This window comes from Pleomorphomonas sp. PLEO (assembly GCF_041320595.1).
Lineage (GTDB): Bacteria > Pseudomonadota > Alphaproteobacteria > Rhizobiales > Pleomorphomonadaceae > Pleomorphomonas.
In genome coordinates this window covers 2,641,466-2,666,162 of record NZ_CP166625.1, presented here as the reverse complement: position 1 = coordinate 2,666,162, position 24,697 = coordinate 2,641,466, and the positions used below count along the sequence as shown (strand labels likewise).

The window sequence follows — 24,697 nt, the reverse complement described above, 5'->3', positions numbered from 1 at the left end:
CCACGCGGCAATGCAGTTGGTAGATCTTCGCCGAAAGTCTATAATTGAAAACCGATAGCCGGCCCAAAGAGCCGGCACGCTAGGGAGCTACCCGGCCTCGCCCCAGCCTTTTGTTTGTCAGCCTCCGCTTTTCCCTAGAAGTCAGCGGCTTCCTAGGAAAAGCGGATGCTTCTAAGGACCGCACAATGACCCCTGAGACCCAAGCCCGCCTCGCCGCCTTGCGCGAGCGGATGGTCGCCACCGAAACCGGTCTCGTCGCCGTCGCGCCGGGCTCGCATATGCAATGGCTGCTCGGCTTCACGCCAGTCTCCGACGAGCGCCCCTGCCTGTTGCTGGTGTCGCCGGGTGGCACTGCCTTGCTGATACCGGCCCTTAACGCCGACGAGGTGAGCCAACACACCGACATCGACCTTTTCCGCTGGACCGACGAAATGGGGCCACACGTGGCGCTCTGCCATGCGCTTTCGGCCATCGGCGCCAGCGCCCCCGACCGCGTCGCCGTCGATGAGACCATGCGCGCCGACTTTGCCCTGCTCGTCCTCGACACTCTGCCGTCCGACGTACTGCGCGCCTTCACCGCCGACACGCTGGGCGGCCTGCGCATGAAGAAGGACGAACGCGAGTACGCCTTGCTCAAAATGAACGCCGGGATTGCCGACCGGGCGATCGAGGCGGCCGTCGCCGCTCTCGTACCGGGCATGACGGAAAACGAACTCGCCGCCATCATTCGCAATCACTTCCTGAAGGAAGGCGCGGCGCCCAGCTTCTGGATCGTCGGCAGTGGTTCGAACGGGGCTTTCCCACATCACACCGCCTCCGACCGTCACATCGTCGAGGGCGACGCGGTGGTGATCGACATCGGCGGCATCAAGTCGGCCTTCCCGAGCGACATCACCCGCGTTGCCGTCGTAGGAAAGCCGCCGGAAGGCTTTGCGGAACTCCACGCCGTCGTCGAGCGAGCCGTCCAAGCGGCCATCGCGGTCGCAAAGCCCGGCGTGCTGGCCCGGGATGTCGATGCCGCCGCTCGCACGGTGATCAGTGATGCCGGCTACGGCAAGTTCTTCACCCACCGCACCGGCCACGGCATGGGCATCGATGGCCACGAGCCGCCCTATATCACCGCCACCTCGGAAACCGTGCTGGAGGAAGGCATGGTGTTTTCCATCGAGCCGGGCATCTACCTGCCCGGCCGCTTCGGATGCCGTCTTGAGGAGATCGTCATTCTCAGGAAAGACGGCCCGGAAATCCTGTCCGGTCTTCCCCGCGACATCCTTGTGGCAAAGGGCTGAGAGTCCTCAGCCCTTGCCGGCCACCTTCTCGCTGAGCACGCGGTTGGGCGACACTTTGCCCGCCTCCTCGACGGCGATGTTGCCCATGGTGGTCTCGGCAATGGCCAGAAGCGCCTCTTCGGTGAAGAAGGCCTGGTGGCCGGTGATCAGCACGTTGGGGAAAGTCAGCAGGCGCTGGAACACGTCGTCCTGGATGATCTCGCTGGAGAGATCTTCAAAGAACAGGTCGGCTTCCTGCTCATAGACGTCGAGTGCGACACCGCCGATCCGGCCGCTCTTGAGGCCACCGATCACCGCCTCCGCATTGATCAGCGCGCCGCGCGAGGTGTTGATCAGGACGAAACCGAGCTTGGCGCGCGCGATCGCCGCCTCGTCGATCAGATAGTGCGTCTCCGGCGTCAGCGGGCAATGCAAGCTGATGATGTCCGAACGCTCGATCAACTCGTCACGCCCGACATAGGTGACGCCGATCGCCTTGAGATCATCGACTTCGTAGCGGTCATGGGCGACCACCTCGCAGCCAAAACCGAGACGATAGGCGCGCGCCACCAGCGCGCCGATCCGGCCAGTGCCCACGATGCCCACCGTGCGGCCGTAGAGATCGTGGCCAAGCAGGCCTTCCAGTGCAAAGTTGTTTTCACGCACCCGCGCCCACGCCCGGTGAATGCGCCGGTCAAGAGCAAGCAGCAGACCGACCGAGAATTCGGCGACCGCATGCGGCGAATAGGCCGGCACGCGGAGCACGGTGACGCCCTTCTCCTCGGCCGCGTCGAGGGCCACATTGTTGAAGCCGGCCGCCCGAAGCGCCACGATCCGTGTACCACCGGCTGCCAGCGCCGCGATCACCTCAGCGTCGAGCGTATCGTTGACGAAAGCGCAAATGGCGGGGAAGCCCTCGGCGAGCCGCGCCGTCGTCAGGTCGAGTCGTGGTTCGAAAAAGGTCAGTTCGTGGCCATGCATTGCGGCAGCGCGGCTCAGGAAGGTGCGGTCGTAGGGCTTGGTGCTGAAAACGGCAACGCGCATCGGGCTCTCCGGGTCGGTGGTCTGAGCGAGACCCTATCAGGCGCCGGCCACAAGAAAAGAGGGGGAAGTGCGGCCGACCTCGCCTCTGCGGCGAAAGCATGACCGCGCCCATCAGCATCAACCCAGGCTGGCCGGCCGACCGGAACAATGCCAGACTGCCAAAATGCACTTTCTCGCCGGCCTTCGCCTCATTCTCATTGCCGCCGCCCTGATCGGTCTTCTGGGCGGCAGAAGCGCCGTCACCCCCGTGGTCGCCGCGCACACCGCCATGACCATGACGATTGCGAACACCGGGCACGATTGCTGCGGCAAAGCCTCCGGCGCCGCTACGCACAAGGCCGGTCTTGCCGGTAATTGCCTCGGTCTCAGCTGCTCGATAGTCGCCCCTGCCCTGCTGCCGGCCGCTCCGGTCCTCGCCTTCGCCAACGAACGCTGCGCTGACGCACCAATCGTCGTCGCCGGTCTCGAAGGTCGCTCGCCACCGCCACCGATTGAACCGCCGCGCGCCTGAGCGGCAACCAAACCCCAGCTTTTCTCAATCTGCTCCGCCACCGCCGATGCTTGCCATGTGTCGCGGCCGGACGGGCACCATCACAGGCAAAATCATGAAATCCCATCTCCTCGCGATCCTCATCCTCGCCGCCTCCACCTCGCTGGCCGGCGCAGCCGGCCAGAAAGTCGACGTCGTGCTCAACGAAGGCTGCATGTGCTGCCATGGCTGGATCAGCCACATGCAGGCAGCCGGCTACACGGTGAACGCCACCGAACTCGACTATGACGCCATCACGGCCAGGAAGAAGGAACTCGGCATTCCCGAGGAAGTCGCCTCGTGCCACACCGCCATGGTCGGCGGCTATGCCATCGAAGGCCACGTGCCGGCGGCGCTGGTCGACCGGCTGCTTGCTGAAAAGCCGGATGCCGTCGGCCTCGCCGCCCCCGGCATGCCGCTCGGCTCGCCCGGCATGGGCGCCGACGCCGATGCCGAACCCTATGACGTGCTTCTGATCGGCAAGGACGGCACGACGCGCGTCTTCGCTACCGTGCAGCCTGATCGTGGCTGAGGGACGCAAGCTCGCTCCGAGCCATGCCAGCCGCCCCGGTGATAGGCAGGCATGCCCCGATTGAAAGCTCGCCGGTCGGCGGCCTCGGCCATCGGCATCATCACTTCATGCATATGGTCCAGCGCGGCAACCTTCAGGCGCCGCCGCGCTGGCCATCTGGCTCACCACACCTATTGTATAGTCCAGCGCGCAAGAGGCGGGTGGCAAGTGGCTATCGCGGACACTTCGAGAAAGGAAAACACCGACTTCCCAAAGTTGCGAAACGGTTCGTCGCAGAAGCCCCAACAGACAAAATAAAATATAAGTACGACTTTTGAATATTGGCACTTTCATCAGGGGATGAAAGGCTCCGTTTATTTCGCCATCGGATAGCACTCGCCTCATCTTATACATCTAATTTCGCGAGCATTAGTTTTATCACTTATTAATTCCCGAAGTGCGACATGCCCCTACGTGTTTGACCGGAGGTCTCTATGTCGCTGAAGAATTTGTCGCTGCTAACGAAGGTTGTTTTGGCCGCCGGTTCGATCGGCTTGGTCGCCATCTCAGGCGCCGTCTACTTTGGCTGGCAAACGAAAACGGTGAGTAGCAGCTACCAGGACTTGATCCAGAACGACGCGCAGGCACCATTTATGCTGGCGCGCGCCAATCGCAATCTTTCAGAAGTGGTAGCGTCGCTGTTCAAGAATGCCGCCTCGACAACGGAAAAGGACAATGCAGACGCCGCTGCCGCCCGTGACAAGGCGCTGAACTCGGCTCAAGGTTACTTCAAAGAGGCTGCGGCCCGCCTTCCCGACCGAGCGTCGCAGATCAAAGCCTTTGCCGACCAGACCGACGCCGCCATAGCTGGTGTCTGCGGGGAGGCAGCGAAGCTGTCGCAGAGCACCGACCCAGCGCAAAACGCCAAGGCCCTGCAATTGCTGATCAGTGACTGCCAGCCAGCCGTCAGCAGTATTCAGCAAGGCATGACCAGCTTCAACGATCAAGTCGTCAAGGACGTGGGCGCTCAGGTCCAGGAAAATGGCGATGCGGTTACCCAGACAATCTGGGTTACCATTGCTGGCATACTGTTGGCCACACTGGCGATCGGCGCCCTTTCCATCATCGTCATGCGGAATTCTGTCACGAGGCCGCTCGCTCATTTGCTTTTACAGATGCGCGCCATGCAGGACGGCGACTACAGCGTTTCGATCGAGAACCGGGACCGCAAGGAAGAAATCGGCCGCATCGCCAATAGCCTCGAGGAATTTCGCTCCAGCCTCAAGCTCGCTGAGGACGCCCGCCACGCCGCCGAGGCGATCAAGGCAGCCGAGGCAGCCGAACTCAAGCGCCGTTCCGAGCTGACCGACCAATTCGCCGCGCGCATAGAACAACTATCGTCAGCCTTTACCGGCTCCTCGGCGGAGGTCGCCGACGCCGCCAGAAACCTTTCGGCCACCGCCGAGGAAACCGCCCGGCAGGCGCAGTCGGTAGCCGGCGCCTCTGAGGAAGCCTCGACCAATGTCCAGACGGTCGCCGCCGGCACGGAAGAACTGACCGCATCGGTCGGCGAAATCTCGCAGCAGGTGACCAATTCCTCGCGGATCGCCAAGGAAGCAGCGGCGGAAGCGGCGGCCTCAAGCAAGAATGTTCAGTCGCTGTCGGTGTCCGCCCAGCAGATCGGCACGGTCGTCGAACTGATCAGCAATATCGCCGCACAGACCAACCTCCTGGCGCTCAATGCCACCATCGAGGCGGCACGGGCCGGTGAAGCCGGCAAGGGCTTCGCGGTGGTGGCCGCCGAGGTCAAGCAGCTGGCCGACCAAACCGCCAAGGCGACGAGTGAGATCGGTACCAAGATCACCGAGATCCAGTCGGCGACCGGCATCGCGGTCGAGTCCATCTCCCGGATCGTCAAAACCATCGACACCATCCAGCATGCCTCCGAAGCGATTGCCGGCGCCGTGGAACAGCAAGGCGCTGCGACCGGTGAGATCGCCCAGAACACCCAGCGCGCCGCGCAGGGAACGGCTGCCGTCAGCCACAACATCTCGGGCGTCGGCACCGCCGCCGAGATGACCGGCGCAGCCGCCACGCAATTGATGGGTCTGTCGGAAGCAATGAGCTCCAATTCGGCAACGCTGCGTCACGAGGTGGATGCCTTCGTCCAGGGCCTCAAGGCTGCCTGATAAGCGACCGCGTCGCCAAGTGCTCCGGACCTGGACATACCAGCCCCCCACGCCGCAAAGCGTGGGGGTTTGTATTTGCAATGTACTTCATCGTGGCAGAGGGAGCCGCTTGCTGATCGCCCGGATCACCAGCGCCTTGCACATCGTCTCTGGATCAAGCGACGCCCGTCTAGAGCCAAAATCTTTCGCTCAGCTTCTTCTTGGCTTCTTCAACGACATCTTCCCACTCACATGACACTGTCTGTCGCAACAGCATCACGCTTGGATACCACGACGATTTGCCGCCGTTGCGGAACCACCGCCAATCCGCGGCAAATGGCAGAAGCAAAAGTGTCGGGATATTGAGCGCTCCAGCGACATGGGCCGTTGTATTATCGACTGTCACAACAGCGTCCATTGCCGAGACCTGCGCAATGAACAAGTCTAGATCTACAAATTGGTCGACTTCCCCATCGATTAAAACGGCCCCATTCACTTCTGTCCGAAGCGCATCATGATTTCCATATTGAAGAGACACAAAATCTGCATCCTGAGACGCCACCAGGTGATGTAAATTCTCTCTTCGCAGAGATCTGAGGTGCCCCGTAACTGGGTTCGAAGTACGCCATGAAATCCCGACCAGAGGACGGTTGGCGGCATAACGCTCCCGAAAGTGCGACCGCGCCTGTTCGTCGGCACGCAAGAACCCTTCGCTCAACCAACGGTCCGCATGCCGATCAGGTCGGAGAAGCTCGAACAGGTCTCCTGCCGAAATAGCCGCGGATATGTTTGAAGCCGGCAAGGGATCCCTGGTCCTAGCAAAACACTCCACTTGAGGAAAGGAGCGCGCCAACGGTTTCACCAAACGCGGATCGCATTCGAGTGTCACGGCAATGCCAGCGGCCAATAACTGGGGTATCAGGCCCGAAAACATGACTTCGTCGCCAACACCTTGCTCTCCCCAGACGAGTAGCCGACCGCTCGCAAGAGATTGCCCCTGCCATCGCTCATATTGCGAGTGGTGACGGACTCTGTTTGCGTCTATTTCACTCCGGATACGCCAGGCATATTTGCTCCAACCCTTGTCGAACATCTGATTTCTCAGGTAGATACAAGCTAGGCTGGTCATTAAGTTATGGTTATCCGGATACCTCGCCGATACACCCTCCAGAATTTCTATCGCCGTAGCTGTTTCGCCTAAATTCTCAAACGACAAAGCCAAATTGGCCAATGTCGTTTCACTCGGCTCCAGTTCGGCGGTTTTTTTGCGCATCTCCAGCGCTTCAGCATGGCGGCCAAGGCCGTCGACCACCGTACCGAGCTCTATCAATGCGAGGACATAGTCAGGCTGAATCCGCAGCGCCTCGCGGGCTGAGATTTCAGCCTCTTCGAGTCGCCCCATGGACCTCAATGAACTACCCCGAAGGCAGTGCGCGGCATACATGCCCGGATTTATCGCTAGCGCAGCATCGCATTCGGCGATGCATTCGCTGAACGACTTAAGGTGGAATAGCAACCTTCCATAACTATAGTGAACTTCAGAGTCGCGTAGTCCCGCCGATATGGCCTGAGAGCAGAGCTTTGCCGCGCCGCTCACCTCACCCATTCTGCACAATACATCCGAGAGGCTCAGTATCGCGGACTTGTTGTTTGGCTCGAGCGATATCGCTCGCCTCAGGGCGCTTTCAGCCTCGGGAAGGTTATCTAATTCCACTTCCAGCGTGGCATAATCCAACCACAGCTTCGCCACGTAGGCCTTGGATTCAGTTCCGCTGATATTGATGGCGGCTAGATAAACTTCAGCCGCTTGCGCACAGTTGCCGGCGCGGTAGAGCGCGGCGCCTCGTTTCACCAGAGGCCTCACCGCCCCCTGCTTGCGCAAGCTGAGATTGAGATAACAATCCGCCGCCTCGGCAAAGCGCCCCATCGCGCTGAAGGCGTCCCCGAGCACGTCGAGTGCCTGGACATTTTGTCTGTCGATCCGCAACACGGCCTCAAGCAGCGCTGCGCCTTCCGAAAACCGGCCATTCCGGCAACATATGACTGCCCGCAGGTTCAGACTATCGATATGGCCGGGGTTCTTGCTTAGGATCTTTTTGCAGATCGCATCGGCATCCTGGATGTTACCAGCCGAAAATAAGCGGGAAGCTCGAGAAAACGCCGCCTGAAGCATATCGAACCCTTCCCACGTCATAGGTTCACAGCCATTAAACGCTGCTTCGGGCTGTTTCAGGCTGGAGAGTCCTATGATCAGTCACCGCGAGGCGCCCTGTCCGCGGAACTCACCGCATGGATCGCCGCCCCCTCCGGCAGACCGCCTCGATCGCCGATCAGCACGCGCACCTGAAGAGCCAGCTATAGCGCTTCGGCACGTCTGCGGCATCGAGCCTGAGAGAGTTTAAGGCCTCTTCAGCTCGATCTTGGCCTCTCCGCTGATTCCACTACAGCGGATGATCATCTGGCCGTCCGAAACGCTGGAGCGGGAACCATCCGACTTGTTATGGAATGCAGTTGAAGGGGCTTGAAGGTCGCTATCGTCTAGACAGGGACCAGTCCGGGCGACCCGCAGCCGTCGGGTTGCCGCCGGTTATTGATCGTCTGAGGAAAAGTGGTGGGCGCGACAGGTTTCGAACCTGTGACCCGCTGATTAAGAGTCAGCTGCTCTACCAACTGAGCTACGCGCCCACTTTTCTCGCCGGACGTTGGTGTCGTCCGCAAGCGATGGCGGCTTATAACCATGGCTGAGATCGGGCGCAAGTCCTTTTCGAGCCGCCGGAAGAAAAAAATGAATGCGCTTTGATTTCAATCCGCTAACGGGGTTTTGCGATCGATGGCCATGAGGCGCCTTTTCTGCGCCAGCACATAAAAAAACGGCGGCAGCTCCTCATGGGGCTGCCGCCTTTGTCATGGCATCGGGGATAGGCAAAACGTCAGACGTAGAGTTCGCCGCGACCGACGATCACCGCCTCGCCACCGATGCGACCACCGGTGAGCTTGCCCTTTTCGATGATGATCTCAAGTTCGATGAGGCTCGGCCGCCCCATCTCGAAACCCTGTTCGATGACGAACTTCTGCTCGCCGTCGGCCGGCCGATCGAAGCGGCGGACCACGGCCGAGAAGGCAGCCACGGCCGAACCGGTCGCCGGGTCTTCGCCGATCCCGAGATTCGGCGCGAACATGCGGGCATGGAAATCATGCCCCTTTGTCACCACCTCGCGGCTATAGACGAAGAGGTCGAGTTCCGCCGACCCAAAAGCGCCTGCCCAGTGCGACTTGTCGACGCGAATGCGGCGCATGGCGTCAAGACCAGCGAGCGGCAGGAATACGAACACCGGGCCGCCGCCGTCGAAGACGCAGGGTGCGTGATTCTCAAAACCGATATCGCCACGGTTGAGCCCCAACGCCGAAGCGGCCAGCCCGATATCGCCATGGAACGGCCGCTCGTCCGGCAGCTTCGGCAAATCGAAAACCGCACGGCCGGAGCGCTCCGGCGAAATGGTAACGCCGCAACGGACGACACCCACCTGCTCTTCAAGCACCACCATGGCATCGGTCTCGCGCTCGATGCCTTGCAGGCGTTCGTGGGCGAGCAGCACCGCGGTGCCAACGGTCGGGTGGCCGGCGAACGGCAACTCGCGGCCAGGCGTGAAGATGCGAATCCTGGCCGATGTGCCGGGCCGCGATGGCGCCTCCACGAACACAGTTTCGGACAGATTGAATTCTTTGGTGATCGCCAGCATGCTGGCCGTATCGAGGCCATCGCTGTCCAGTACGACCGCCAGCGGATTGCCCGTCAGTCCCTTCGCGGTGAAAACATCAAGAATCGCATATCGACGAGCCACTTGGTCTCTCCTGAGGCGCACGGGTGCCGGCCACCATAGTGGCGGCGATGGCGTTAGTCCACGTCGGTTATCACCCGAATTTCACCACCGAGCTTCCCAAATGCGACCAAAATTACCATCTATAGCTAACGGAAAGGATGCACCGGTCCGCGAATTTCATGACCGGGCATGGAGACGAGAAATGTTCAGGCTGTCAAAGATCGCCGCACCTGTCGCCATCGCCGCCGTCCTGTCCTCGCTGGCGCTGCCGGCCATGGCGGACGACTACTATTATCATCACCGTAACAATCGTGGCGACGTCGCAGCCGCCGGCGCCATCGGCCTCCTCGGTGGCGCGATACTCGGCGCGGCGCTAGCCTCGCCGCCGTCGCCGCCGGTCTATTATGATCCGCCGCCGCCGTCGGTATACTATGCTCCGCCGCCGCCGCCCGTCGTCTACCGTCCGGCGCCCGTTGTCGTCTATCAGCAGCCCGCCCCGGTCTATGCGGCCCCAATGCCGCAGGAGCATCAGGCGTGGTGTGCCGGTCGCTATCGCTCCTATAACTCCTACGACAATACGTGGGTCGACAACCGCGGAAACCTGCGCCCCTGTCAGTCGCCTTACTACGGCGGCTGATCGGAAAGCCACCACCCCAGGCAGATCGCAGTACCTTGAACCGCCCGCCGTGACCTCCTGGCGGGCGGCTTTTTTATGTCAGCCGGCAAGCAGTCGCGCCGCGAAGGCGCGGCTATAGGCCGTGACCTCCGGACGGTCCAGCTCGGCAGGGGTGCGGAAGGCGACCACCCGCTCCAGTTCGCGCTCCTGCTGCCGGTCGAGTTCGGCCATGACGACCGAGACGAGATCGTCGGCCGGCATCGAAAAGCGGAGCACGCGGCCAATCGATACGCGCGGCCCGTCGAAGGCGACCAGCATACCCTCCACAGCCGCCTCGGCGGCGATCAGCCCGGTCTCCTCACGCAGTTCCCGCTCGATCGAGGCGATCAGGTCGACATTGCCGTCGGCGTCGACATCGGCCGGCTCCAGGCTGCCGCCGGGCGGATAGATCTTCCCAGCATTGGCCGTCGTCGCCCCCATTACGCCCAGAATCAGCGCGCCGTCCGAAGACAACACAAGCGCCGACCCGAACAGGTTGCGGATGCCGATCTCCGGAAAGCCCCAGTCGCGCCAGGCCATGAAACTGGCAAAGTCGCCCTCGACCGCCTCGCCCGTCAACACGCCACCATCGACCGCGATGCCACCCGGCAAGCCCGGCGCGATGGTCCCGAGCACGCGGCCATTCCACAGATGCGGGTTAGCCGCGACGCAGGCTGCCCAATGCGCGTCTATCTTGGGCCGCGAGCCGTCGGCAACCGGCCAGGCACCGGGACGAAGGCGAAGGCGGACGTCGGTAATATCGTGAAGCATATCGTGTTCCGGAAAAGGTCAGCCGATCTGACGGATGAACACTAGCCCCACGATGCGACTACGGGAAGACGAAGCCTCCGGCAGATGCTTGCTCAATAAAAATCCCCGCCGGAGGGCCGGCGGGGATCGAAGGTTTCGCAAGAGCGATCGTTTAGGCAGCGCGGATGGTTCCGACGAAGGCGGACACCTTCTGCTCCAGCGACGCCGACTGTTTGGCGAGATGCGACATGCGGTCGAGGAGATCGCGCGACGCCGCGCCACCCTTTTCGGCGGTGGTCCGCACGCCGACGATGGTCGAAGCCACCTCGGCGGCGCCAACGGCCGCCTCGGAAATATTGCGGGCGATCTCGCCGGTTGCCGAACTCTGCTGCGAGGCAGCGCCGGCGATCGACGACGTGATGTGATCGAGTTCGGCGATGCGGCGCGAGATGTCGGCGATCTTCTCCACCGACTGCTGGGTGGCACCCTGGATGGTGCTCATCTGCGCCTCGATGTCCTGCGTCGCCTTTGCCGTTTGGCTGGCCAGCGCCTTCACCTCGGAGGCGACGACGGCGAAACCACGCCCCGCCTCGCCCGCTCGTGCCGCCTCGATGGTGGCGTTGAGGGCGAGCAGGTTGGTCTGCTCGGCGATCGCCTGGATCATGGCAACGATGGTTCCGACCTTGGACGCACTGTCGGCCAGCGATCGAACGTCATTGTCGGTCAGGCGGGCCTGTTCCACGGCGGAACCGATCAATGTCGATGCCTCGGCGATCTGGCGGCCGATTTCGGCAATCGACGACGACAGCTCTTCGGACGCGCCGGCTACCGCCTGCACGTTGGCCGACGTCTGTTCAGAGGCACTGGCCACCGCCATCGACCGCCCGGAGGTTTCCTCGGCATCGGTCACCATCACCTCGGCCGCCCTGAGGGTCGATTGCGCCGTCTGCGTAACCGTGGCGAGCATCTCGCCGACTTCGGTCTCGAATTCATGGGCAAGGCGGCCGAGCAGCTCTTTCTGCTCCGCGCGCTGCCGCGCTTCCGCGTCGGCCTGCGACGCCTTGAGATGCTCGGTCTCGACCAGCGTGTCGCGGAAGGTGCCGACGGTGCTCCAGAGCATGCCGATCTCATCGCGGCCGATCTTGGCGGGAATGGAGACATCCATCTTGCCGTGGGTCAGATCGGCCAGCGCACCGTTGACGCGGCGCAATGGGCCGGCAATCTTGGCTGTACCAATCCAGGATGCGATACCGATACCCGCCAGGATGCCGATAACAGCGAAGATGATCAGGGTGCGGCGTCCGGCGACGTAATAGTCTTCGATCGAGGCGCGCACCGCATTGAGATCCTGAAGATCAAGATCGATCAGCTTGTCGAGCTCGGCTTGGAGCTGCTTGCGGTTGCTCCTGTTGGCTTCGTTGTTGCCCTGCTCATTGGCAGCGGCCGGCGACACCTCGGTACCCAGCCTGGCAGTCTCGGTGCGGAAAGTCTGGAAGTCCTTGGCCTTGGCAACGATAGCGCCCAATTCGTCCTTGCGATCGTCAGGCACGCGCGTCGACCATTCACCGAGCAGAGTGTCGATCGCTTTCAGGTTCTTCACAATGCCGTCGGCAAAAGGCTTCGCCGTGTCGTTGTCCTTGGCAGCGTAAATGCCGCGCGAATCCATAACCACGGCGGTGATCAGCCGGTTGAGGTGCTCGCCGTCATAGGCGCGTTGCGAGGCCATTTGAAAGGCATCGACGTGTTCATTGTATCCCTGCATGAGGCGGATGCCGAGCAGCGCCACACCGATAGCAATGACGCCAAGCACGGCAACGATCGAATAGAGCTTTCCTTGAATTTTCATTTTCGAGCTTCCGCAAACAAGGTCAGTCTAGACAGGGAGTGGCTGACTCCGCAGCAGCATAGAAATATTTCCATTGCCGAGTGATTAACGCGTAGAATGTTTCCATTGAACTGTAACGTTGTAGCCACGAAATCGCAGATCAATGATGAATAAAAGTTATATTTTCAGCCATGTAACCTGCGGTAGTGACAGAGGTAAAGGAAACATTACTGCCCTAGGTATATTTCCGGGATACTGGACTACATTTCAAAAACAAAAGCCGGAAAGCCCTGAGGCTCTCCGGCTTCGTCAATAAGATCGCCTGGCAAGCTGTCGCGAGCCTTACGCCCTGATCATAAACGGGCGGCGACCTGCGATCAGTTGCGGGCCTTGTCGACCAGCTTATTCTTCGCAATCCACGGCATCATGGCGCGCAGCTTCTCGCCGACCGCCTCGATCTGGTGGCTGTCGTTGTTGCGGCGGATACCCTTGAAGCGGGCGGCGCCGGCCTTGTATTCCTGCATCCACTCCGAGGTGAACTTGCCCGACTGAATGTCCTTCAGCACGCGCTTCATCTCGGCCTTGGTCTCGGACGTGATGATGCGCGGACCGGAGACGTATTCGCCCCACTCGGCGGTGTTGGAGATCGAGTAGTTCATGTTGGCGATGCCGCCCTCGTAGATGAGGTCGACGATCAGCTTCACTTCGTGCAGGCACTCGAAATAGGCCATCTCCGGCGCATAGCCGGCTTCGACCAGCGTCTCGAAGCCATTGCGGATCAGCTCGACAAGGCCGCCGCAGAGGACGACCTGCTCGCCGAACAGGTCGGTTTCGCATTCTTCACGGAAGGTGGTCTCGATGACGCCCGAACGGCCGCCGCCGATGCCCGAGGCATAGGAAAGCGCCAGCTCAAGCGCGTTGCCGGAGGCGTTCTGCTCCACGGCAACGAGGCAAGGCACGCCGCCGCCCTTCTGGTACTCGCCGCGCACGGTGTGGCCGGGGCCCTTCGGGGCGATCATCACCACGTCGAGGGTCGCCTTCGGCTCGATCAGGCCAAAGTGGACGTTGAGGCCATGTGCGAAGGCAATGGCAGCGCCGTCGCGGATGTTCGGGGCGATCTCATTGCGGTAGATGTCCGCCTGCAGCTCGTCCGGCGTGGCGATCATCAGGAAGTCGGCCCACTTGGCGGCGTCGGCCACCGACATGACCTTCAGGCCGTCGGCCTCGACCTTCTTGGCCGTCGCCGAACCCGGACGCAGGGCGATGACGATGTCCTTGGCGCCGGAGTCCTTGAGGTTCAGCGCATGGGCACGGCCCTGCGAGCCGTAGCCGACGACGACGACCTTCTTGCCCTTGATCAGGTTGAGATCGGCATCACGATCATAATAAACGCGCATGTTGTCTTCCTTCCTCGCCAGTGGCGTTCTTTGGACGCCGGCCCCCGCCGGTCGTCGGTTCACTCATGAAATCGGGTTATTCGATGTCCTGGGCGCCGTGCCCATAGAGACGGAAAAACTGCGAGATCGCCAACCGCGCCCGTCGCGGCCGGTCATCGGCCATCCCGGCGGGTGGCTCGCCGAGCAGCATGCGCACGTGGCCGTCGTGAACGATCAGCCCATAAAGGGTCTCATAGGCCTCGCGCGTGTCGGCGAAATGCACGTAACCGTGCCGCCGCCCAAGCTCCAGCAGCGCTCGGGCGCGTTGCTCGATCGGCAGCCGACCATGTTCGCGCAACAGGGCGCCGAGCTGGGCGCCATCGCGGTCGGCCTGACCGATGGCGAGGCGGTTGAGCGCCAGCGACACCTCGCCTGAGAGCACGCCAAGCAGATCCTCGGCGAACACGACCAGGCTGCGCGTGAAGTCGTCGAGGGTTGGCATCGTCTCGCGCGGCCCCGGCGTCCTCACCTTGCTGGCCTGATAGGTGATCATCGCCGCCAGCAGACCGTCGCGGTCGCCAAACCACTTGTAGAGACTTTCCTTGGAACAGTTGGCCGCCCTGGCAAGGCCAGCGGTGGTCAGAGCCCGCTCGCCACCGGCCACCAACAGCTGCAGCGCGCATTCCAGCACGGCATTCTGGCGGGGGGTGAAGGGCTCCATGGCGGGACGCTCTCTGTCGGCGGCTCAAACTTATGTACCGTACGGTACGGTTCCGCCGTTCTAGTGCCGACATCCGGTCTTGTCAAGCGCCGGCACGCCGCGACCACATTTCGGTGAAACCTCGGCCTTTCTCCTTAGGCATGGGTGGAATCCCTGATAAAAATCGCCTAGAGCATTTCCCGAACAGATGGCTCCATCTGATCGATAGGGAAATGCCCCAAAGTCAACTGCTTGTGCATATTCCTGATGTTCGGATCGCCTCGATCCGACCAGAGTATGCAACGGCGCCGCCCCGGCACTGTCCAGGACGATCGACAAGACAGCAGGGAGTTCGCGCTTGTCCACCCGCATCGAATCCGACACCTTCGGCCCCATCGACGTCGACACGTCCGTTTATTGGGGCGCTCAGACGCAGCGCTCCCTGGGCAATTTCAAAATCGGCTGGGAAAAGCAACCGAAGGCCATCGTCAAGGCGCTCGGCGTTCTGAAGCGCGCCGCCGCCGAGGTCAACCGCGATCTCGGCAAGCTCGATCCGAAGCTCTGCGACACCATTGTCACGGCGGCGCAAGAGGTGATCGACGGCAAGCTCGACGCCCACTTCCCGCTTGCCGTCTGGCAGACCGGCTCCGGCACCCAGACCAACATGAACGCCAACGAGGTGATCTCCAACCGGGCGATCGAACTCATGGGCGGCACGCTCGGCTCCAAGAAGCCGGTGCATCCCAACGACCACGTCAACATGAGCCAGTCGTCCAACGACACCTATCCGTCATCAATGCATATCGCCGCCGCTTCCGAGGTGATCGAGAAGCTGTTGCCGGCGCTCCACCACCTCAACAAGGCGCTCGACGCCAAGGCGAAGAGCTGGGCGGACATCATCAAGATCGGCCGCACCCACACCCAGGATGCCACGCCGCTGACCCTCGGTCAGGAGTTCTCCGGCTACGCCAAGCAGGTCGAGAACGGCATCAAGCGCATCGAACTGACGCTGCCGATGCTGATGGAAATCGCCCAAGGTGGCACCGCCGTCGGCACCGGCCTCAACGCCCCCAAGGGCTTTGCCGAGAAGATCGCCGCCCGCGTCGCGGAACTGACCGGCCACCCCTTCACCTCGGCCCCCAACAAGTTCGAGGCGCTGGCCGCCCACGACGCCATGGTGATGAGCCATGGCGCCCTCAACACGGTGGCTGCGAGCCTGTTCAAGATCGCCAACGACATCCGTCTCCTGGGGTCCGGACCACGCTCCGGCCTCGGCGAATTGTCGCTGCCGGAAAACGAGCCGGGCTCGTCGATCATGCCGGGCAAGGTCAACCCGACGCAGTGCGAGGCGTTGACCATGGTCTGCGTCCAGGTGTTCGGAAACCATTCGGCGCTGACCTTTGCCGGCAGCCAGGGCCATTTCGAGCTCAACGTCTACAATCCGGTGATGGCCTACAACTTCCTGCAGTCGGTGACGCTCTTGGCCGACGCCGCCGTCTCCTTCACCGACAACTGCGTCGTCGGCATCGAGCCGCGCGAAGACAACATCAAGGCTGCCCTCGGCCGCTCGCTGATGCTGGTCACCGCGCTGGCCCCCAAAGTCGGCTATGACATCGCCGCCAAGATCGCCAAGACGGCGCACAAGAACGGCACCACGCTCCGCGAGGAAGCGGTCGGCGGCGGCTACGTCACCAACGCTGAATTCGACGAGTTGGTCCGGCCGGAGCGTATGATCGGACCGGAGTGAGACCTCAGTACCTGTGCCAGCCATCGAAGTCCGCCTTGCCGAGATTCACGCCTTCCCAGCGGGCGATGGCATAGGCGGTGGTGTGGTGGAAGAACATGTTCGGCAGCGCGTACTCGGCGACGAAGCGCGCCGCCGGCAGTGCAATGTCGGCAAGGCCGGCGCGATCAGTAACCATCTCTCCCTCGCGCCCTTCGAGATCGTCGCGCCTTAGCGTCGATAACGCTCCCACAACGGCGGCGATATCGGCTCGGAGATCGGCGAAGGAGACGGCCTCTGGAAAATCCAGATCTGGTAGGTGCGGTGCCAGCGGCCTCAGCGCTCTCAACGGAAAGCGGGCGGCAATCCGCACCTGCGCTTCGAAGGGCAGCATGTCGGGCGCAAGGCGCGCGCCAAGCAACGCCACTTCTGGCAAACCGAGATCGTCGATATGGGCCGCCGACTTGGCGACGAGTTCATCGAGCCGCTCCAGATAGCGGCGGAACACCGGCACGAAAATGGCGTAAAGGCTGATCATTCTGCGCTCCTTGGACCGCAGACTGGCCGATACCATTGTCAGGGACCGGCAGCAGGCTTTACGCCCACTCGCTTAGAATTCGCCGACTTTCGGCGAGAGCCCGCATCTTGGCGTCGATGTCGGCGAGCTTCGCCCGAACGCCGGCTCGGAAGGCCGGGCATGGTGCTTCGCCGACAAGAGCCCCACGCGCGCAGGGCAGAAGACCACGAATGGCGGACAGCGTCAGCCCCGCCTCGCTCAGCACGGCAATGCGCCTGACAGTGGCAGCGTCATCGGCGGCAAATGAGCGATAGCCCGAGGCTGTCCGCGCCGGGGAGAGCAAGCCCAACGCCTCGTAACGGCGCAGCATGCGGACGCTGACCCCAGTCCGCCGCGACAATTCGCCGATCTGCATGATCGCCTCTTGACCCTGACACGCGTGTCAGACCCTAGCATGGCTGTCATCCCGCGTGAAAGGAAGCATCATGCTGAAGATGACCATGTTTGTTCGCCGCTTGCCCTCTCTCGACCACGGCGAATTCGACCGCTACTGGCGCGAGGTTCATGGCCCGCTGGTGGCCAGCCTCGCCCAGCCCCTGCGCATTCGCCGCTATATCCAGACGACGGTCGACGCCGACGAACCCGTTCAGGAAATGCTCCGGCAGGCGCGCGGTACGTTGGCCATCGATTTCGATGGTCTCGGAGAACTCTGGTGGAACGATCTCGAAGACTATCGCGCCGTTCGTTCGACGCCCGGGGGGCTCGCCGCCGTGGCCGAAATCTCGGCGGATGAACGCCGCTTCGTCGATCTCTCCCGCTCCTGCCTGTGGTTCGGCATCGAACGACCGATGGTCGAATAACAGCGGTCCGATGATAGGCGGCGCTAAGGAAACCGCCCCACTTGTCTTCGGGGCAGGATATCAGGTCGCATAGTCCACCGGCAGCGGCTCGCCATCCTTCAGGGTTTCCATGGAGATGGCCGCGCTGACGTCGAACAGCTCCACCTTGCGGACGATCTGTTTGTAAATGACGTCGTAATGCTCGACGCGCGGCAGGGCGAGCTTCAGGATGTAGTCGATATTGCCGGTGAGGCGATGCGCCTCCACCACCTCGGGAATGTCGGCGATGACGGCGGCGAAGCGCTCCATCCACTCAGCCGAGTGATGGGCGGTGCGGATCAAGGCATAGACGGTGGTCGGCACGCCGAGCCGGCCACGGTCGAGCACCACCGTGCGGCGGGCGATGTAGCCCTCGGTCTCCAGGCGCTGGATGCGCCGCGAGCAGGCCGACACCGATAGCGCTACCCGGTCGGCGAGATCGACCACCGACAGGCCCGCATCGCGCTGCAACAAATCCAGCAGCTTTCGGTCACGTTCGTCGAGCATGCGCCGCCGATTCCTTTGTAGAAGAATGATCACGCGCCTATTTTGCACAATAATGCAAATCTGCGCCAGCAAATTGCCTGGTAGCCAGATTTTGCGCTGAGGCATGCAAACCCTTGGCGGATGACCGAAGCTATGATCGGCCATCGCGACAAAGGGAACTGAGATGCGCACCATTGGCCTCATCGGCGGCATGAGTTTCGAGAGCACCGCTGTCTACTACAAGATGATCAATGAGGCGGTACGGACGCGCCTTGGCGGCCTGCACTCGGCCGAGCTCGTCATGCACTCGGTCGACTTCCAGTCGATTGTCGACTTGCAGAAGGCTGGACGCTGGGACGCCGCCGCCGAACGCCTCGGCAAGGCGGCGCAAGGGCTTGAACGGGCCGGCGCCGACTGCGTTCTGATCTGCACCAACACCATGCATCTCGTCGCCGACGAGGTGGCCGCAACCGTCAAAATCCCGCTCCTCAACATCATCGACGAGACGGCGAAAGTGCTGTCGGCCTCGGGCGTACGCCGGCCGCTGCTGCTGGCCACCCGCTACACCATGGAACAGGGCTTCTATGCCCGCCGTATGGCCGCTCATGGAATTGCCATGACGACGCCCGGCGAAGCCGGCCGCGCCATCGTCCATAACGTCATCTTCGACGAGCTCTGCGCCGGCACCGTCCGCGACGAGTCGCGCGCCGCCTTCCTCGACCTGATCGCCCAGGCAAAAGATGAAGGTTGCGACGCCGTCATTCTCGGCTGTACGGAAATCTGCCTGCTGCTCGAACCCGACGCGCTGCCACTGCCAGGCTATGACAGCACGGCGATCCACGCCGCCGCCGCCGTCGACTTCGCGCTGGCGGGTGGAATGAAGGCGGCTGCTGAGTAACCGGGCATCCTATATCGGCCCCTTACCCTATCCTGCCTGAGGTCCTACGCCTTCGCGTAGGAAGACAGAATTATATAATAAAAACATATAGATAAATTGTCATCAACTCTGTTGGGCATTGAGGTCTCTCAGTCTTGCATTGAGGATGACGATGATCTTGCGCATGAGGGCTCCGATGGCGACGATTGGCTTCTTTCCGTTTTGAACAAGGCGTTGATAGACCTCACGTAATGGTCCCTTTGCGTGGCTTGCGGCCAGGGCTGCCATGAAGAGGAGACGACGCACCTCAGAGCGTCCACCGCGCATCGTCCTGTGTCCCTTGAACAGACCGCTGTCATTGGCGTGTGGGGCCACGCCGGCCAGCGAGGCCGCCTGCCTTCGCTGCAGGCTGCCCAGCTCTGGCATGTGGGCGAGAAGAGCGATCGCGGTCAGCGACCCGACACCGGGCAAGCTCTGCATTTCCCGGAAGGCAGCCTTGAGCTGCGGGGTTCTGTCGATCAGCGCCTTCGTCTCCGCCTCAATGGCTTTGATCTGGCGGACGATGGCCCGCAGGATGGCGTCACAGGACGCCTTGATCACCTTGCTGGCCGGCGCTCTTGCCCGGTTCTGCTCGGCCACCTTGAGGGCAACCAGGTCCTCGCGCCGGGCAACCAGATCGGTCAAGATCTTCTGGTCGGCCTCTTTCGGCAGGAAGAGGGAAAGCCGATCCCAGCGATCCTGCCCGTAGCGGGCCAGCGCTTCGGCATCGAGAGCGTCCGTCTTGGCCAGGGTGCCGAAGGAGCGGATAAAAGCCTTTACCTTCAAGGCATCCACCCGGTGGCAGGCAATGCCTGCGGCCATCAGTTCGGCCACAAGGACATGCTCATGGCCACCGGTCGGCTCGCAGACCGCAAGGTCTATCCGCTCAAGACTCTTCAGAAAGCGGCGGATGGCGGCGGCGGTATTGTCGATGACGCAAGGCTTCGGACAGGCAGACGAGGAAAGGGCTTGGAAGACCGTCAGCGTGTCCTGGGAGACATCGAAGCCCAGAACGATCTCGGGAGCCTTCTGCAAAAAGGTCATGATGTGCTATCCTTCCCAAGTTAGGCCACCATGAGCTTCGGATTGTTCTCGGGCGTGGGTCTGATCGGCAAGGGTCAGCCCCCAGAGACCCCATCAACTCTCCAAGCGAATGATGGAAGATGGCAGGGAGCCTTGATGACAACGGGTGAAAACCCGATCCTCCGCACGGTCGCCTGCCACCGGCCTCTCCGGGGTCGTCAAACCAACCGGCCGGAGAGGCCGCCTTCATCTTAAGACAACGCAGACGAACAATCCTCCGCGAAGGCGGAGGACCTCAGGCAGAAAAAGGCACGACGGCAATATCACTCGCCCTTACGCGCTCAGGCGTCGGCGTCGCCCAGCGCGCAGCGATAGCGGCGCACCGTCTCGGCCATGCCGTAGATCATGCAGTCAGCGATCACCGCGTGGCCGATCGACGCCTCGGCAATGTGCGGCGTCCGTTTCACCAGCGGCGGCAGGTTGTCGAGCGTCAGGTCGTGGCCGGCGTTGACCGCCATGCCGAGCTTGACGGCGGCATCGGCGGTGATCGCCACTTCCTCCAGCCGTGCCCGCTGTTCGGTGGGATCGAAGGTGTGGCCGTAGGGGCCCGTATAGATCTCGATGCGCCGCGCGCCAGTCAGCGCGGCGGCGGCCGCCTGCGTCGGATCGGCGTCGACGAAGATCGAGGCGCGCATGCCCTGCCCTTGAATGCGCCGCACCACATCCGACAGGAAGGACTGATTGGTAACGCAGTCCCAGCCGTGGTCGGAGGTGTTCTGACCGGGCACATCAGGTACCAGTGTCACCTGATCAGGATGGGCCGCCTCGCAGAGCTTCAGGAAGTCCTCGGTCGGATAACCCTCGATATTGTATTCGCGACCTGGCCAGTCGGTCCTCAGCATCTCCTGCAGCGCGAACACATCGGTACGGCGGATATGCCGCTCGTCCGGACGGGGATGCACAGTGATGCCGACGGCGCCCGCTTCGAGCGCGATGCGCGACAGGCCGATAACCGACGGCCACGGCAGATCACGCCGATTGCGCAGATGGGCGATGGCATTGACGTTGACGGAGAGCTTGGTGCGGGTCATCGCGGGCGACCTGTGAGTTCGGGAGCCGCGACGATAATCCGCCGCCCCTCGCCGCACAAGCGACCTCAGGCGGCCGTAAACAACGGCAACCGAAGCCGCCGGCTAGGCGCGAGACCGATCAGCAATTCAGTTTCGCCATCGGCAATCTCCAGCACCTTGACGAGGCCGGCATGGTGGAAGCCGTCGAGCGCTCCGCCCGCCATCGGCAGCCTGGGCAACGTCAGGCGTTCGATGGTGAGGTGCGTCAATCCGGCCGTCGTCTGTCGCCGCCCTGCCCGCCCGTCGGTCCAATCGGACGGTCGCGCCTTGCCTGGCGACGAGAAGATGAAGGGCATCGCGGGATCATCGCTCTCTTGTGAAATGGCGATCGACACGCCGGGCGGAAAATCGGGATTGCGATAGGCCCAGCTTTCGCGCGGCAGCTCGCCTCGGCAGGCAATGCCGAAGGGCGAGGCGCCGGTCTCCCGCCACGCCGCCCGCTCGGCAAAACCGGAGCGGCCGAGCGGCGAAGCGGCGAGTTCGTCCACATCGATGACATAGAGCAGTTCGAGATAGGCATTGTCGAAAGCATAGCAGAGGTTGGCCGTCCCCTGCCCGACGTGCCGACGCGTAAACGACGGTTCGAGGCCGAGCGCGGCGAGCCGCTCGAATACGCCACCGCCCGGCTTGATCTCCGCCGGATCGACGAAGACGAACAGGTGGTCGAGCTCAAACTCTGTCATGACGGCGTCATCCTTCAGATATCCGTGTTGCCGTGTGCTCCAATAAACACCGCGTCTCACACCAGAATCTTGCCGGCGGCTCCGATCGCCGTCCCGATATCCTCGTCGGACACCTCGTTACCGAGCAGCATCTCGTTGTGCGCCTTGCCCGAGGGGATCATCGGGAAGCAGTTGGCGAGGCTGACCACGCGGCAGTCAAAAATCACCGGCTTGTCGATGCGGATCATCTCCTCGATAGCGTCGTCGAGGTCGGCCGGCTTGGAGCAGCGGATACCCACCGCGCCATAGGCCTCGGCCAGACGCACGAAGTCGGGTTGCGAGTCGACGTAGGAGTGGCTGAGCCGGTTGCCGTGCAACAGCTGCTGCCACTGGCGCACCATGCCCATGTACTGGTTGTTGAGGATGAACGCCTTGACCGGCGCATTGTGCTGCACCGCCGTCGACAGCTCCTGGATATTCATCTGGATCGAGGCGTCGCCGGCGATGTCGATCACCAACGAACCGGGATGGGCGAGCTGGGTGCCGATGGCCGCCGGCAGACCGTAGCCCATCGTGCCGAGGCCGCCCGACGTCATGAAGCGGTTCGGCTCGTCGAAATGATAGTACTGCGCCGCCCACATCTGGTGCTGGCCGACCTCGGTGGTGATGTAGGTGTCGCGGCCCTTTGTCAGCTCGAACAGCCGCTCGATGGCATATTGCGGCATGATCGCCTCGGCCGAGTGCCGGTAGGTCAGGCACTTCCTGGCCCGCCAGCCGTCGATCTGCTTCCACCAGGCGGCATGCGCCGCCTTGTCCTGCACCGGCTTGCGGGCATTCCAGGCGGCCATCATGTCTTCGAGCACCGAGCCGACGTCGCCGACGATCGGCAGGTCGACCACGACGTTCTTGTTGATCGACGACGGGTCGATGTCGATGTGGATCTTCTTGGAGTTGGGCGAGAAGGCGTCGATACGGCCGGTGATGCGGTCGTCAAAGCGCGCGCCGATGCAGACCATCACGTCGCAGTCGTGCATCGCGAGATTGGCTTCGTAGGTGCCGTGCATGCCCAGCATGCCGAGCCAGTTCTTGCCCGACGCCGGATAGGCGCCGAGGCCCATCAGCGTCGATGTCACCGGGAAACCGGTCAGCTTGACGAGATCGCGGAGCAGCGCCACCGCCTTCGGGCCGGAGTTGATGACGCCGCCGCCAGTATAGAGGACAGGCTTCTTGGCGGCGGCCATCAACTCGACGGCCTCGCGAATGGTCGCATCCGGGGCCTTCACCGCCGGGTGATACTGCGTCAGCGACTTGCCCTTGCAGTTCTCGTAGGTGCCGGTCTGGAACTGGATGTTCTTGGGGATATCGACCAGAACCGGACCGGGGCGGCCGGTGGTGGCGATGCGGAAGGCCTCGTGCAGAATGGCCGGCAGATCCTCGATGCGGCGGACCAGCCAGTTATGCTTGGTGCAGGGCCGCGTGATGCCGACGGTGTCGGCTTCCTGGAAGGCGTCGGTGCCGATCAGCGTCGTCGGCACCTGGCCGGTGATGCAGACCATCGGGATCGAGTCGAGCAACGCATCGGTCAGCGCCGTCACCATGTTGGTGGCGCCGGGGCCGGAGGTGGCGAGCGCCACGCCGACCTTGCCGGTCGAGCGGGCATAGCCCTCGGCGGCGTGGCCGGCGCCCTGCTCGTGACGGACGAGAATGTGGCGGACTTCTTCCTGCTGGAACAGTTCGTCTAAGATCGGCAGCACCGCGGCGCCGGGGTAACCGAAAATCGTGTCGACGCCCTGATCGATCAGCGCCTGGATGACCATTTCCGCGCCTGTCATCTGCCGTGTCATCGTCTGTTACCTCAAGCTCTCATCCCGGGGAAAAGCGGGCAATAAAAAAGGCCCCGTTAGGGACCCGACTTTCGCGCACCATGAGTAACCGGCAGGCCTCAGGAAGAGACCTCCGCCACGGTGCGCCATCTAAGTACTACGAGAAGCAAACGCATGCCGTCCTCTGGTTCAATCGCCGGGACCACCCCGGAATGGCCGGCAAACGACCGGCGGGAAAGAAGGCCCGAGGCTAAGCGCCACGAGCCACTGAAGCAGACCGCCGCCCGGTTTCGCCGCGGCGGCGGCCCTGAGCCTCACATGCCGACCTTGCCGCGAGCAAGCGCCGCGAGGCCGGTGCGGGCGAGTTCAACCAGGCCGCATTCCTTCATCAGGCCGACGAAGCGGTCGATGTCGGCCGGCGCGCCGGTCATCTCGAACACGTAAGAGTCGAGCGTTGCATCGACGATGCGGGCGTTGAAGGCCTGCGCCAGGCGCAGCGCCTCGTCGCGCATTTCGCCCTTGCCGGCCACCTTGACCAAGGCCAGCTCGCGCTCCAGCGCGTCGCCGGCCCAGGTTAGGTTGATCACCTTGTGCACCGGGATCAGGCGGCCGAGCTGGTGCATGATCTGCGAGATGACCGGCGGCCGGCCTGTCGTCACGATGGTGATGCGCGACTGGTGGTTCGAATGCTCGATCTCGGAGACGGTGAGGCTCTCGATGTTGTAGCCGCGCCCCGAGAACAGGCCGACGACGCGGGCGAGAACGCCCGGCTCGTTGTCGACCAGCACCGACAGCGTGTGGCTGCGCTCGGTGGCGGGGAACTCTTCCTCTAGGAAGTAGGCGGACTGGGACTGACCTGCGACGATCATCATGATGTCAATTCCGATAAAGC

23 protein-coding genes and 1 tRNA gene are annotated in these 24,697 nt (G+C 62.6%); 8 read left to right on the top strand and 16 right to left on the bottom strand.

Going from position 1 to position 24,697, the window contains the following annotated elements:
• The first annotated feature begins 185 nt into the window (after positions 1–185).
• On the top strand, positions 186–1,289 hold the full coding sequence (locus AB6N07_RS12355) for a M24 family metallopeptidase (protein WP_370678097.1): 1,104 nt from the start codon (positions 186–188) through the stop codon (positions 1,287–1,289).
• Positions 1,290–1,295: 6 nt separating this feature from the next.
• On the opposite strand, the gene AB6N07_RS12350 is transcribed toward AB6N07_RS12355, so the two are convergent.
• The gene (locus AB6N07_RS12350) at positions 1,296–2,312 is read right to left on the bottom strand and encodes a 2-hydroxyacid dehydrogenase (RefSeq protein ID WP_370678096.1); all 1,017 of its coding nucleotides are present in this window, start codon (positions 2,310–2,312) and stop codon (positions 1,296–1,298) included.
• Positions 2,313–2,475: 163 nt separating this feature from the next.
• Here AB6N07_RS12350 and AB6N07_RS12345 point away from each other — a divergent pair, with 163 nt between their 5' ends.
• The 3 genes from AB6N07_RS12345 to AB6N07_RS12335 all read left to right on the top strand — a co-directional run bounded on the left by AB6N07_RS12345 (position 2,476) and on the right by AB6N07_RS12335 (position 5,541).
• Positions 2,476–2,823: a hypothetical protein gene (locus tag AB6N07_RS12345; protein WP_370678095.1), complete on the top strand. Its 348-nt coding sequence runs from the start codon at positions 2,476–2,478 to the stop codon at positions 2,821–2,823.
• Positions 2,824–2,917: 94 nt separating this feature from the next.
• Complete coding sequence (locus AB6N07_RS12340; protein WP_370678094.1) at positions 2,918–3,373, top strand: DUF411 domain-containing protein; 456 nt, start codon at positions 2,918–2,920, stop codon at positions 3,371–3,373.
• Between the two features lie 473 nt (positions 3,374–3,846).
• The gene (locus tag AB6N07_RS12335; RefSeq protein WP_370678093.1) at positions 3,847–5,541 is read left to right on the top strand and encodes a methyl-accepting chemotaxis protein; all 1,695 of its coding nucleotides are present in this window, start codon (positions 3,847–3,849) and stop codon (positions 5,539–5,541) included.
• Positions 5,542–5,710: 169 nt separating this feature from the next.
• Here the strand turns inward: AB6N07_RS12335 and AB6N07_RS12330 are convergent, their stop codons facing one another.
• The 3 genes from AB6N07_RS12330 to AB6N07_RS12320 all read right to left on the bottom strand — a co-directional run bounded on the left by AB6N07_RS12330 (position 5,711) and on the right by AB6N07_RS12320 (position 9,362).
• Entirely contained in the window at positions 5,711–7,693 is a 1,983-nt protein-coding gene (locus tag AB6N07_RS12330; RefSeq protein WP_370678092.1) for a tetratricopeptide repeat protein, read from the bottom strand.
• A gap of 436 nt (positions 7,694–8,129) precedes the next feature.
• A tRNA-Lys gene (locus tag AB6N07_RS12325) sits at positions 8,130–8,205 on the bottom strand.
• Positions 8,206–8,450: 245 nt separating this feature from the next.
• A complete protein-coding gene (locus AB6N07_RS12320) occupies positions 8,451–9,362 on the bottom strand; it encodes a PhzF family phenazine biosynthesis protein (protein ID WP_370678091.1) in 912 nt (303 codons plus the stop codon).
• A gap of 181 nt (positions 9,363–9,543) precedes the next feature.
• Here AB6N07_RS12320 and AB6N07_RS12315 point away from each other — a divergent pair, with 181 nt between their 5' ends.
• Positions 9,544–9,978, top strand: a complete 435-nt coding sequence (locus tag AB6N07_RS12315) for a BA14K family protein (RefSeq protein ID WP_370678090.1) — start codon at positions 9,544–9,546, stop codon at positions 9,976–9,978.
• A 78-nt stretch (positions 9,979–10,056) separates the two neighbouring features.
• On the opposite strand, the gene AB6N07_RS12310 is transcribed toward AB6N07_RS12315, so the two are convergent.
• The 4 genes from AB6N07_RS12310 to AB6N07_RS12295 form a co-directional block, all read right to left on the bottom strand.
• On the bottom strand, positions 10,057–10,767 hold the full coding sequence (locus tag AB6N07_RS12310; RefSeq protein WP_370678089.1) for an NUDIX hydrolase: 711 nt from the start codon (positions 10,765–10,767) through the stop codon (positions 10,057–10,059).
• Positions 10,768–10,918: 151 nt separating this feature from the next.
• Complete coding sequence (locus tag AB6N07_RS12305; RefSeq protein ID WP_370678088.1) at positions 10,919–12,592, bottom strand: methyl-accepting chemotaxis protein; 1,674 nt, start codon at positions 12,590–12,592, stop codon at positions 10,919–10,921.
• 356 nt (positions 12,593–12,948) lie between these two features.
• Positions 12,949–13,968: a ketol-acid reductoisomerase gene (gene ilvC / locus AB6N07_RS12300; RefSeq protein WP_026792317.1), complete on the bottom strand. Its 1,020-nt coding sequence runs from the start codon at positions 13,966–13,968 to the stop codon at positions 12,949–12,951.
• A 76-nt stretch (positions 13,969–14,044) separates the two neighbouring features.
• Positions 14,045–14,668 (bottom strand): TetR/AcrR family transcriptional regulator, encoded by a 624-nt coding sequence (locus AB6N07_RS12295; protein WP_370678087.1) that lies wholly within the window; start codon positions 14,666–14,668, stop codon positions 14,045–14,047.
• A 298-nt stretch (positions 14,669–14,966) separates the two neighbouring features.
• On the opposite strand from AB6N07_RS12295, the gene fumC reads away from it, so the two are divergent.
• Positions 14,967–16,394, top strand: coding sequence for a class II fumarate hydratase (gene fumC / locus AB6N07_RS12290; RefSeq protein WP_370678230.1), 1,428 nt, complete (start codon positions 14,967–14,969; stop codon positions 16,392–16,394).
• Positions 16,395–16,398: 4 nt separating this feature from the next.
• Here the strand turns inward: fumC and AB6N07_RS12285 are convergent, their stop codons facing one another.
• Together AB6N07_RS12285 and AB6N07_RS12280 are read right to left on the bottom strand one after the other, a co-directional pair.
• A complete protein-coding gene (locus AB6N07_RS12285; protein WP_370678086.1) occupies positions 16,399–16,908 on the bottom strand; it encodes a DUF1993 family protein in 510 nt (169 codons plus the stop codon).
• A 58-nt stretch (positions 16,909–16,966) separates the two neighbouring features.
• Positions 16,967–17,302 (bottom strand): MerR family transcriptional regulator, encoded by a 336-nt coding sequence (locus tag AB6N07_RS12280; RefSeq protein WP_370678085.1) that lies wholly within the window; start codon positions 17,300–17,302, stop codon positions 16,967–16,969.
• A gap of 70 nt (positions 17,303–17,372) precedes the next feature.
• Between AB6N07_RS12280 and AB6N07_RS12275 the strand changes: the two genes are divergently transcribed.
• Positions 17,373–17,747, top strand: coding sequence for an EthD domain-containing protein (locus tag AB6N07_RS12275; protein ID WP_370678084.1), 375 nt, complete (start codon positions 17,373–17,375; stop codon positions 17,745–17,747).
• A gap of 60 nt (positions 17,748–17,807) precedes the next feature.
• On the opposite strand, the gene AB6N07_RS12270 is transcribed toward AB6N07_RS12275, so the two are convergent.
• Positions 17,808–18,272 (bottom strand): Lrp/AsnC family transcriptional regulator, encoded by a 465-nt coding sequence (locus AB6N07_RS12270; RefSeq protein WP_370678083.1) that lies wholly within the window; start codon positions 18,270–18,272, stop codon positions 17,808–17,810.
• Positions 18,273–18,435: 163 nt separating this feature from the next.
• Here AB6N07_RS12270 and AB6N07_RS12265 point away from each other — a divergent pair, with 163 nt between their 5' ends.
• Complete coding sequence (locus AB6N07_RS12265) at positions 18,436–19,149, top strand: aspartate/glutamate racemase family protein (protein ID WP_370678082.1); 714 nt, start codon at positions 18,436–18,438, stop codon at positions 19,147–19,149.
• A gap of 102 nt (positions 19,150–19,251) precedes the next feature.
• Here AB6N07_RS12265 and AB6N07_RS12260 read toward each other — a convergent pair whose 3' ends face one another.
• From AB6N07_RS12260 to ilvN, 5 genes are all read right to left on the bottom strand, one after another.
• Positions 19,252–20,211: an IS110 family transposase gene (locus tag AB6N07_RS12260; RefSeq protein ID WP_370676023.1), complete on the bottom strand. Its 960-nt coding sequence runs from the start codon at positions 20,209–20,211 to the stop codon at positions 19,252–19,254.
• Between the two features lie 320 nt (positions 20,212–20,531).
• The gene (locus AB6N07_RS12255; RefSeq protein ID WP_370678081.1) at positions 20,532–21,281 is read right to left on the bottom strand and encodes a pyridoxine 5'-phosphate synthase; all 750 of its coding nucleotides are present in this window, start codon (positions 21,279–21,281) and stop codon (positions 20,532–20,534) included.
• A 65-nt stretch (positions 21,282–21,346) separates the two neighbouring features.
• The gene (locus AB6N07_RS12250; RefSeq protein ID WP_370678080.1) at positions 21,347–22,003 is read right to left on the bottom strand and encodes a VOC family protein; all 657 of its coding nucleotides are present in this window, start codon (positions 22,001–22,003) and stop codon (positions 21,347–21,349) included.
• Between the two features lie 56 nt (positions 22,004–22,059).
• Complete coding sequence (locus AB6N07_RS12245) at positions 22,060–23,826, bottom strand: acetolactate synthase 3 large subunit (protein WP_370678079.1); 1,767 nt, start codon at positions 23,824–23,826, stop codon at positions 22,060–22,062.
• Between the two features lie 293 nt (positions 23,827–24,119).
• Positions 24,120–24,677, bottom strand: a complete 558-nt coding sequence (ilvN, locus tag AB6N07_RS12240; RefSeq protein ID WP_370678078.1) for an acetolactate synthase small subunit — start codon at positions 24,675–24,677, stop codon at positions 24,120–24,122.
• Positions 24,678–24,697: the final 20 nt, after the last annotated feature.

Excerpts from the sequence above, each read along its gene's own strand:
- AB6N07_RS12355 (WP_370678097.1), top strand. The coding sequence starts at position 186 with ATGACCCCTGAGACCCAAGCCCGCCTCGCCGCCTTGCGCGAGCGGATG.
- AB6N07_RS12350 (WP_370678096.1), bottom strand. The coding sequence starts at position 2,312 with ATGCGCGTTGCCGTTTTCAGCACCAAGCCCTACGACCGCACCTTCCTG.
- AB6N07_RS12345 (WP_370678095.1), top strand. The coding sequence starts at position 2,476 with ATGCACTTTCTCGCCGGCCTTCGCCTCATTCTCATTGCCGCCGCCCTG.
- AB6N07_RS12340 (WP_370678094.1), top strand. The coding sequence starts at position 2,918 with ATGAAATCCCATCTCCTCGCGATCCTCATCCTCGCCGCCTCCACCTCG.
- AB6N07_RS12335 (WP_370678093.1), top strand. The coding sequence starts at position 3,847 with ATGTCGCTGAAGAATTTGTCGCTGCTAACGAAGGTTGTTTTGGCCGCC.
- AB6N07_RS12330 (WP_370678092.1), bottom strand. The coding sequence starts at position 7,693 with ATGCTTCAGGCGGCGTTTTCTCGAGCTTCCCGCTTATTTTCGGCTGGT.
- AB6N07_RS12315 (WP_370678090.1), top strand. The coding sequence starts at position 9,544 with ATGTTCAGGCTGTCAAAGATCGCCGCACCTGTCGCCATCGCCGCCGTC.
- AB6N07_RS12310 (WP_370678089.1), bottom strand. The coding sequence starts at position 10,767 with ATGCTTCACGATATTACCGACGTCCGCCTTCGCCTTCGTCCCGGTGCC.
- AB6N07_RS12305 (WP_370678088.1), bottom strand. The coding sequence starts at position 12,592 with ATGAAAATTCAAGGAAAGCTCTATTCGATCGTTGCCGTGCTTGGCGTC.
- ilvC (WP_026792317.1), bottom strand. The coding sequence starts at position 13,968 with ATGCGCGTTTATTATGATCGTGATGCCGATCTCAACCTGATCAAGGGC.
- AB6N07_RS12295 (WP_370678087.1), bottom strand. The coding sequence starts at position 14,668 with ATGGAGCCCTTCACCCCCCGCCAGAATGCCGTGCTGGAATGCGCGCTG.
- AB6N07_RS12285 (WP_370678086.1), bottom strand. The coding sequence starts at position 16,908 with ATGATCAGCCTTTACGCCATTTTCGTGCCGGTGTTCCGCCGCTATCTG.
- AB6N07_RS12280 (WP_370678085.1), bottom strand. The coding sequence starts at position 17,302 with ATGCAGATCGGCGAATTGTCGCGGCGGACTGGGGTCAGCGTCCGCATG.
- AB6N07_RS12275 (WP_370678084.1), top strand. The coding sequence starts at position 17,373 with ATGCTGAAGATGACCATGTTTGTTCGCCGCTTGCCCTCTCTCGACCAC.
- AB6N07_RS12270 (WP_370678083.1), bottom strand. The coding sequence starts at position 18,272 with ATGCTCGACGAACGTGACCGAAAGCTGCTGGATTTGTTGCAGCGCGAT.
- AB6N07_RS12265 (WP_370678082.1), top strand. The coding sequence starts at position 18,436 with ATGCGCACCATTGGCCTCATCGGCGGCATGAGTTTCGAGAGCACCGCT.
- AB6N07_RS12260 (WP_370676023.1), bottom strand. The coding sequence starts at position 20,211 with ATGACCTTTTTGCAGAAGGCTCCCGAGATCGTTCTGGGCTTCGATGTC.
- AB6N07_RS12255 (WP_370678081.1), bottom strand. The coding sequence starts at position 21,281 with ATGACCCGCACCAAGCTCTCCGTCAACGTCAATGCCATCGCCCATCTG.
- AB6N07_RS12250 (WP_370678080.1), bottom strand. The coding sequence starts at position 22,003 with ATGACAGAGTTTGAGCTCGACCACCTGTTCGTCTTCGTCGATCCGGCG.
- AB6N07_RS12245 (WP_370678079.1), bottom strand. The coding sequence starts at position 23,826 with ATGACACGGCAGATGACAGGCGCGGAAATGGTCATCCAGGCGCTGATC.
- ilvN (WP_370678078.1), bottom strand. The coding sequence starts at position 24,677 with ATGATGATCGTCGCAGGTCAGTCCCAGTCCGCCTACTTCCTAGAGGAA.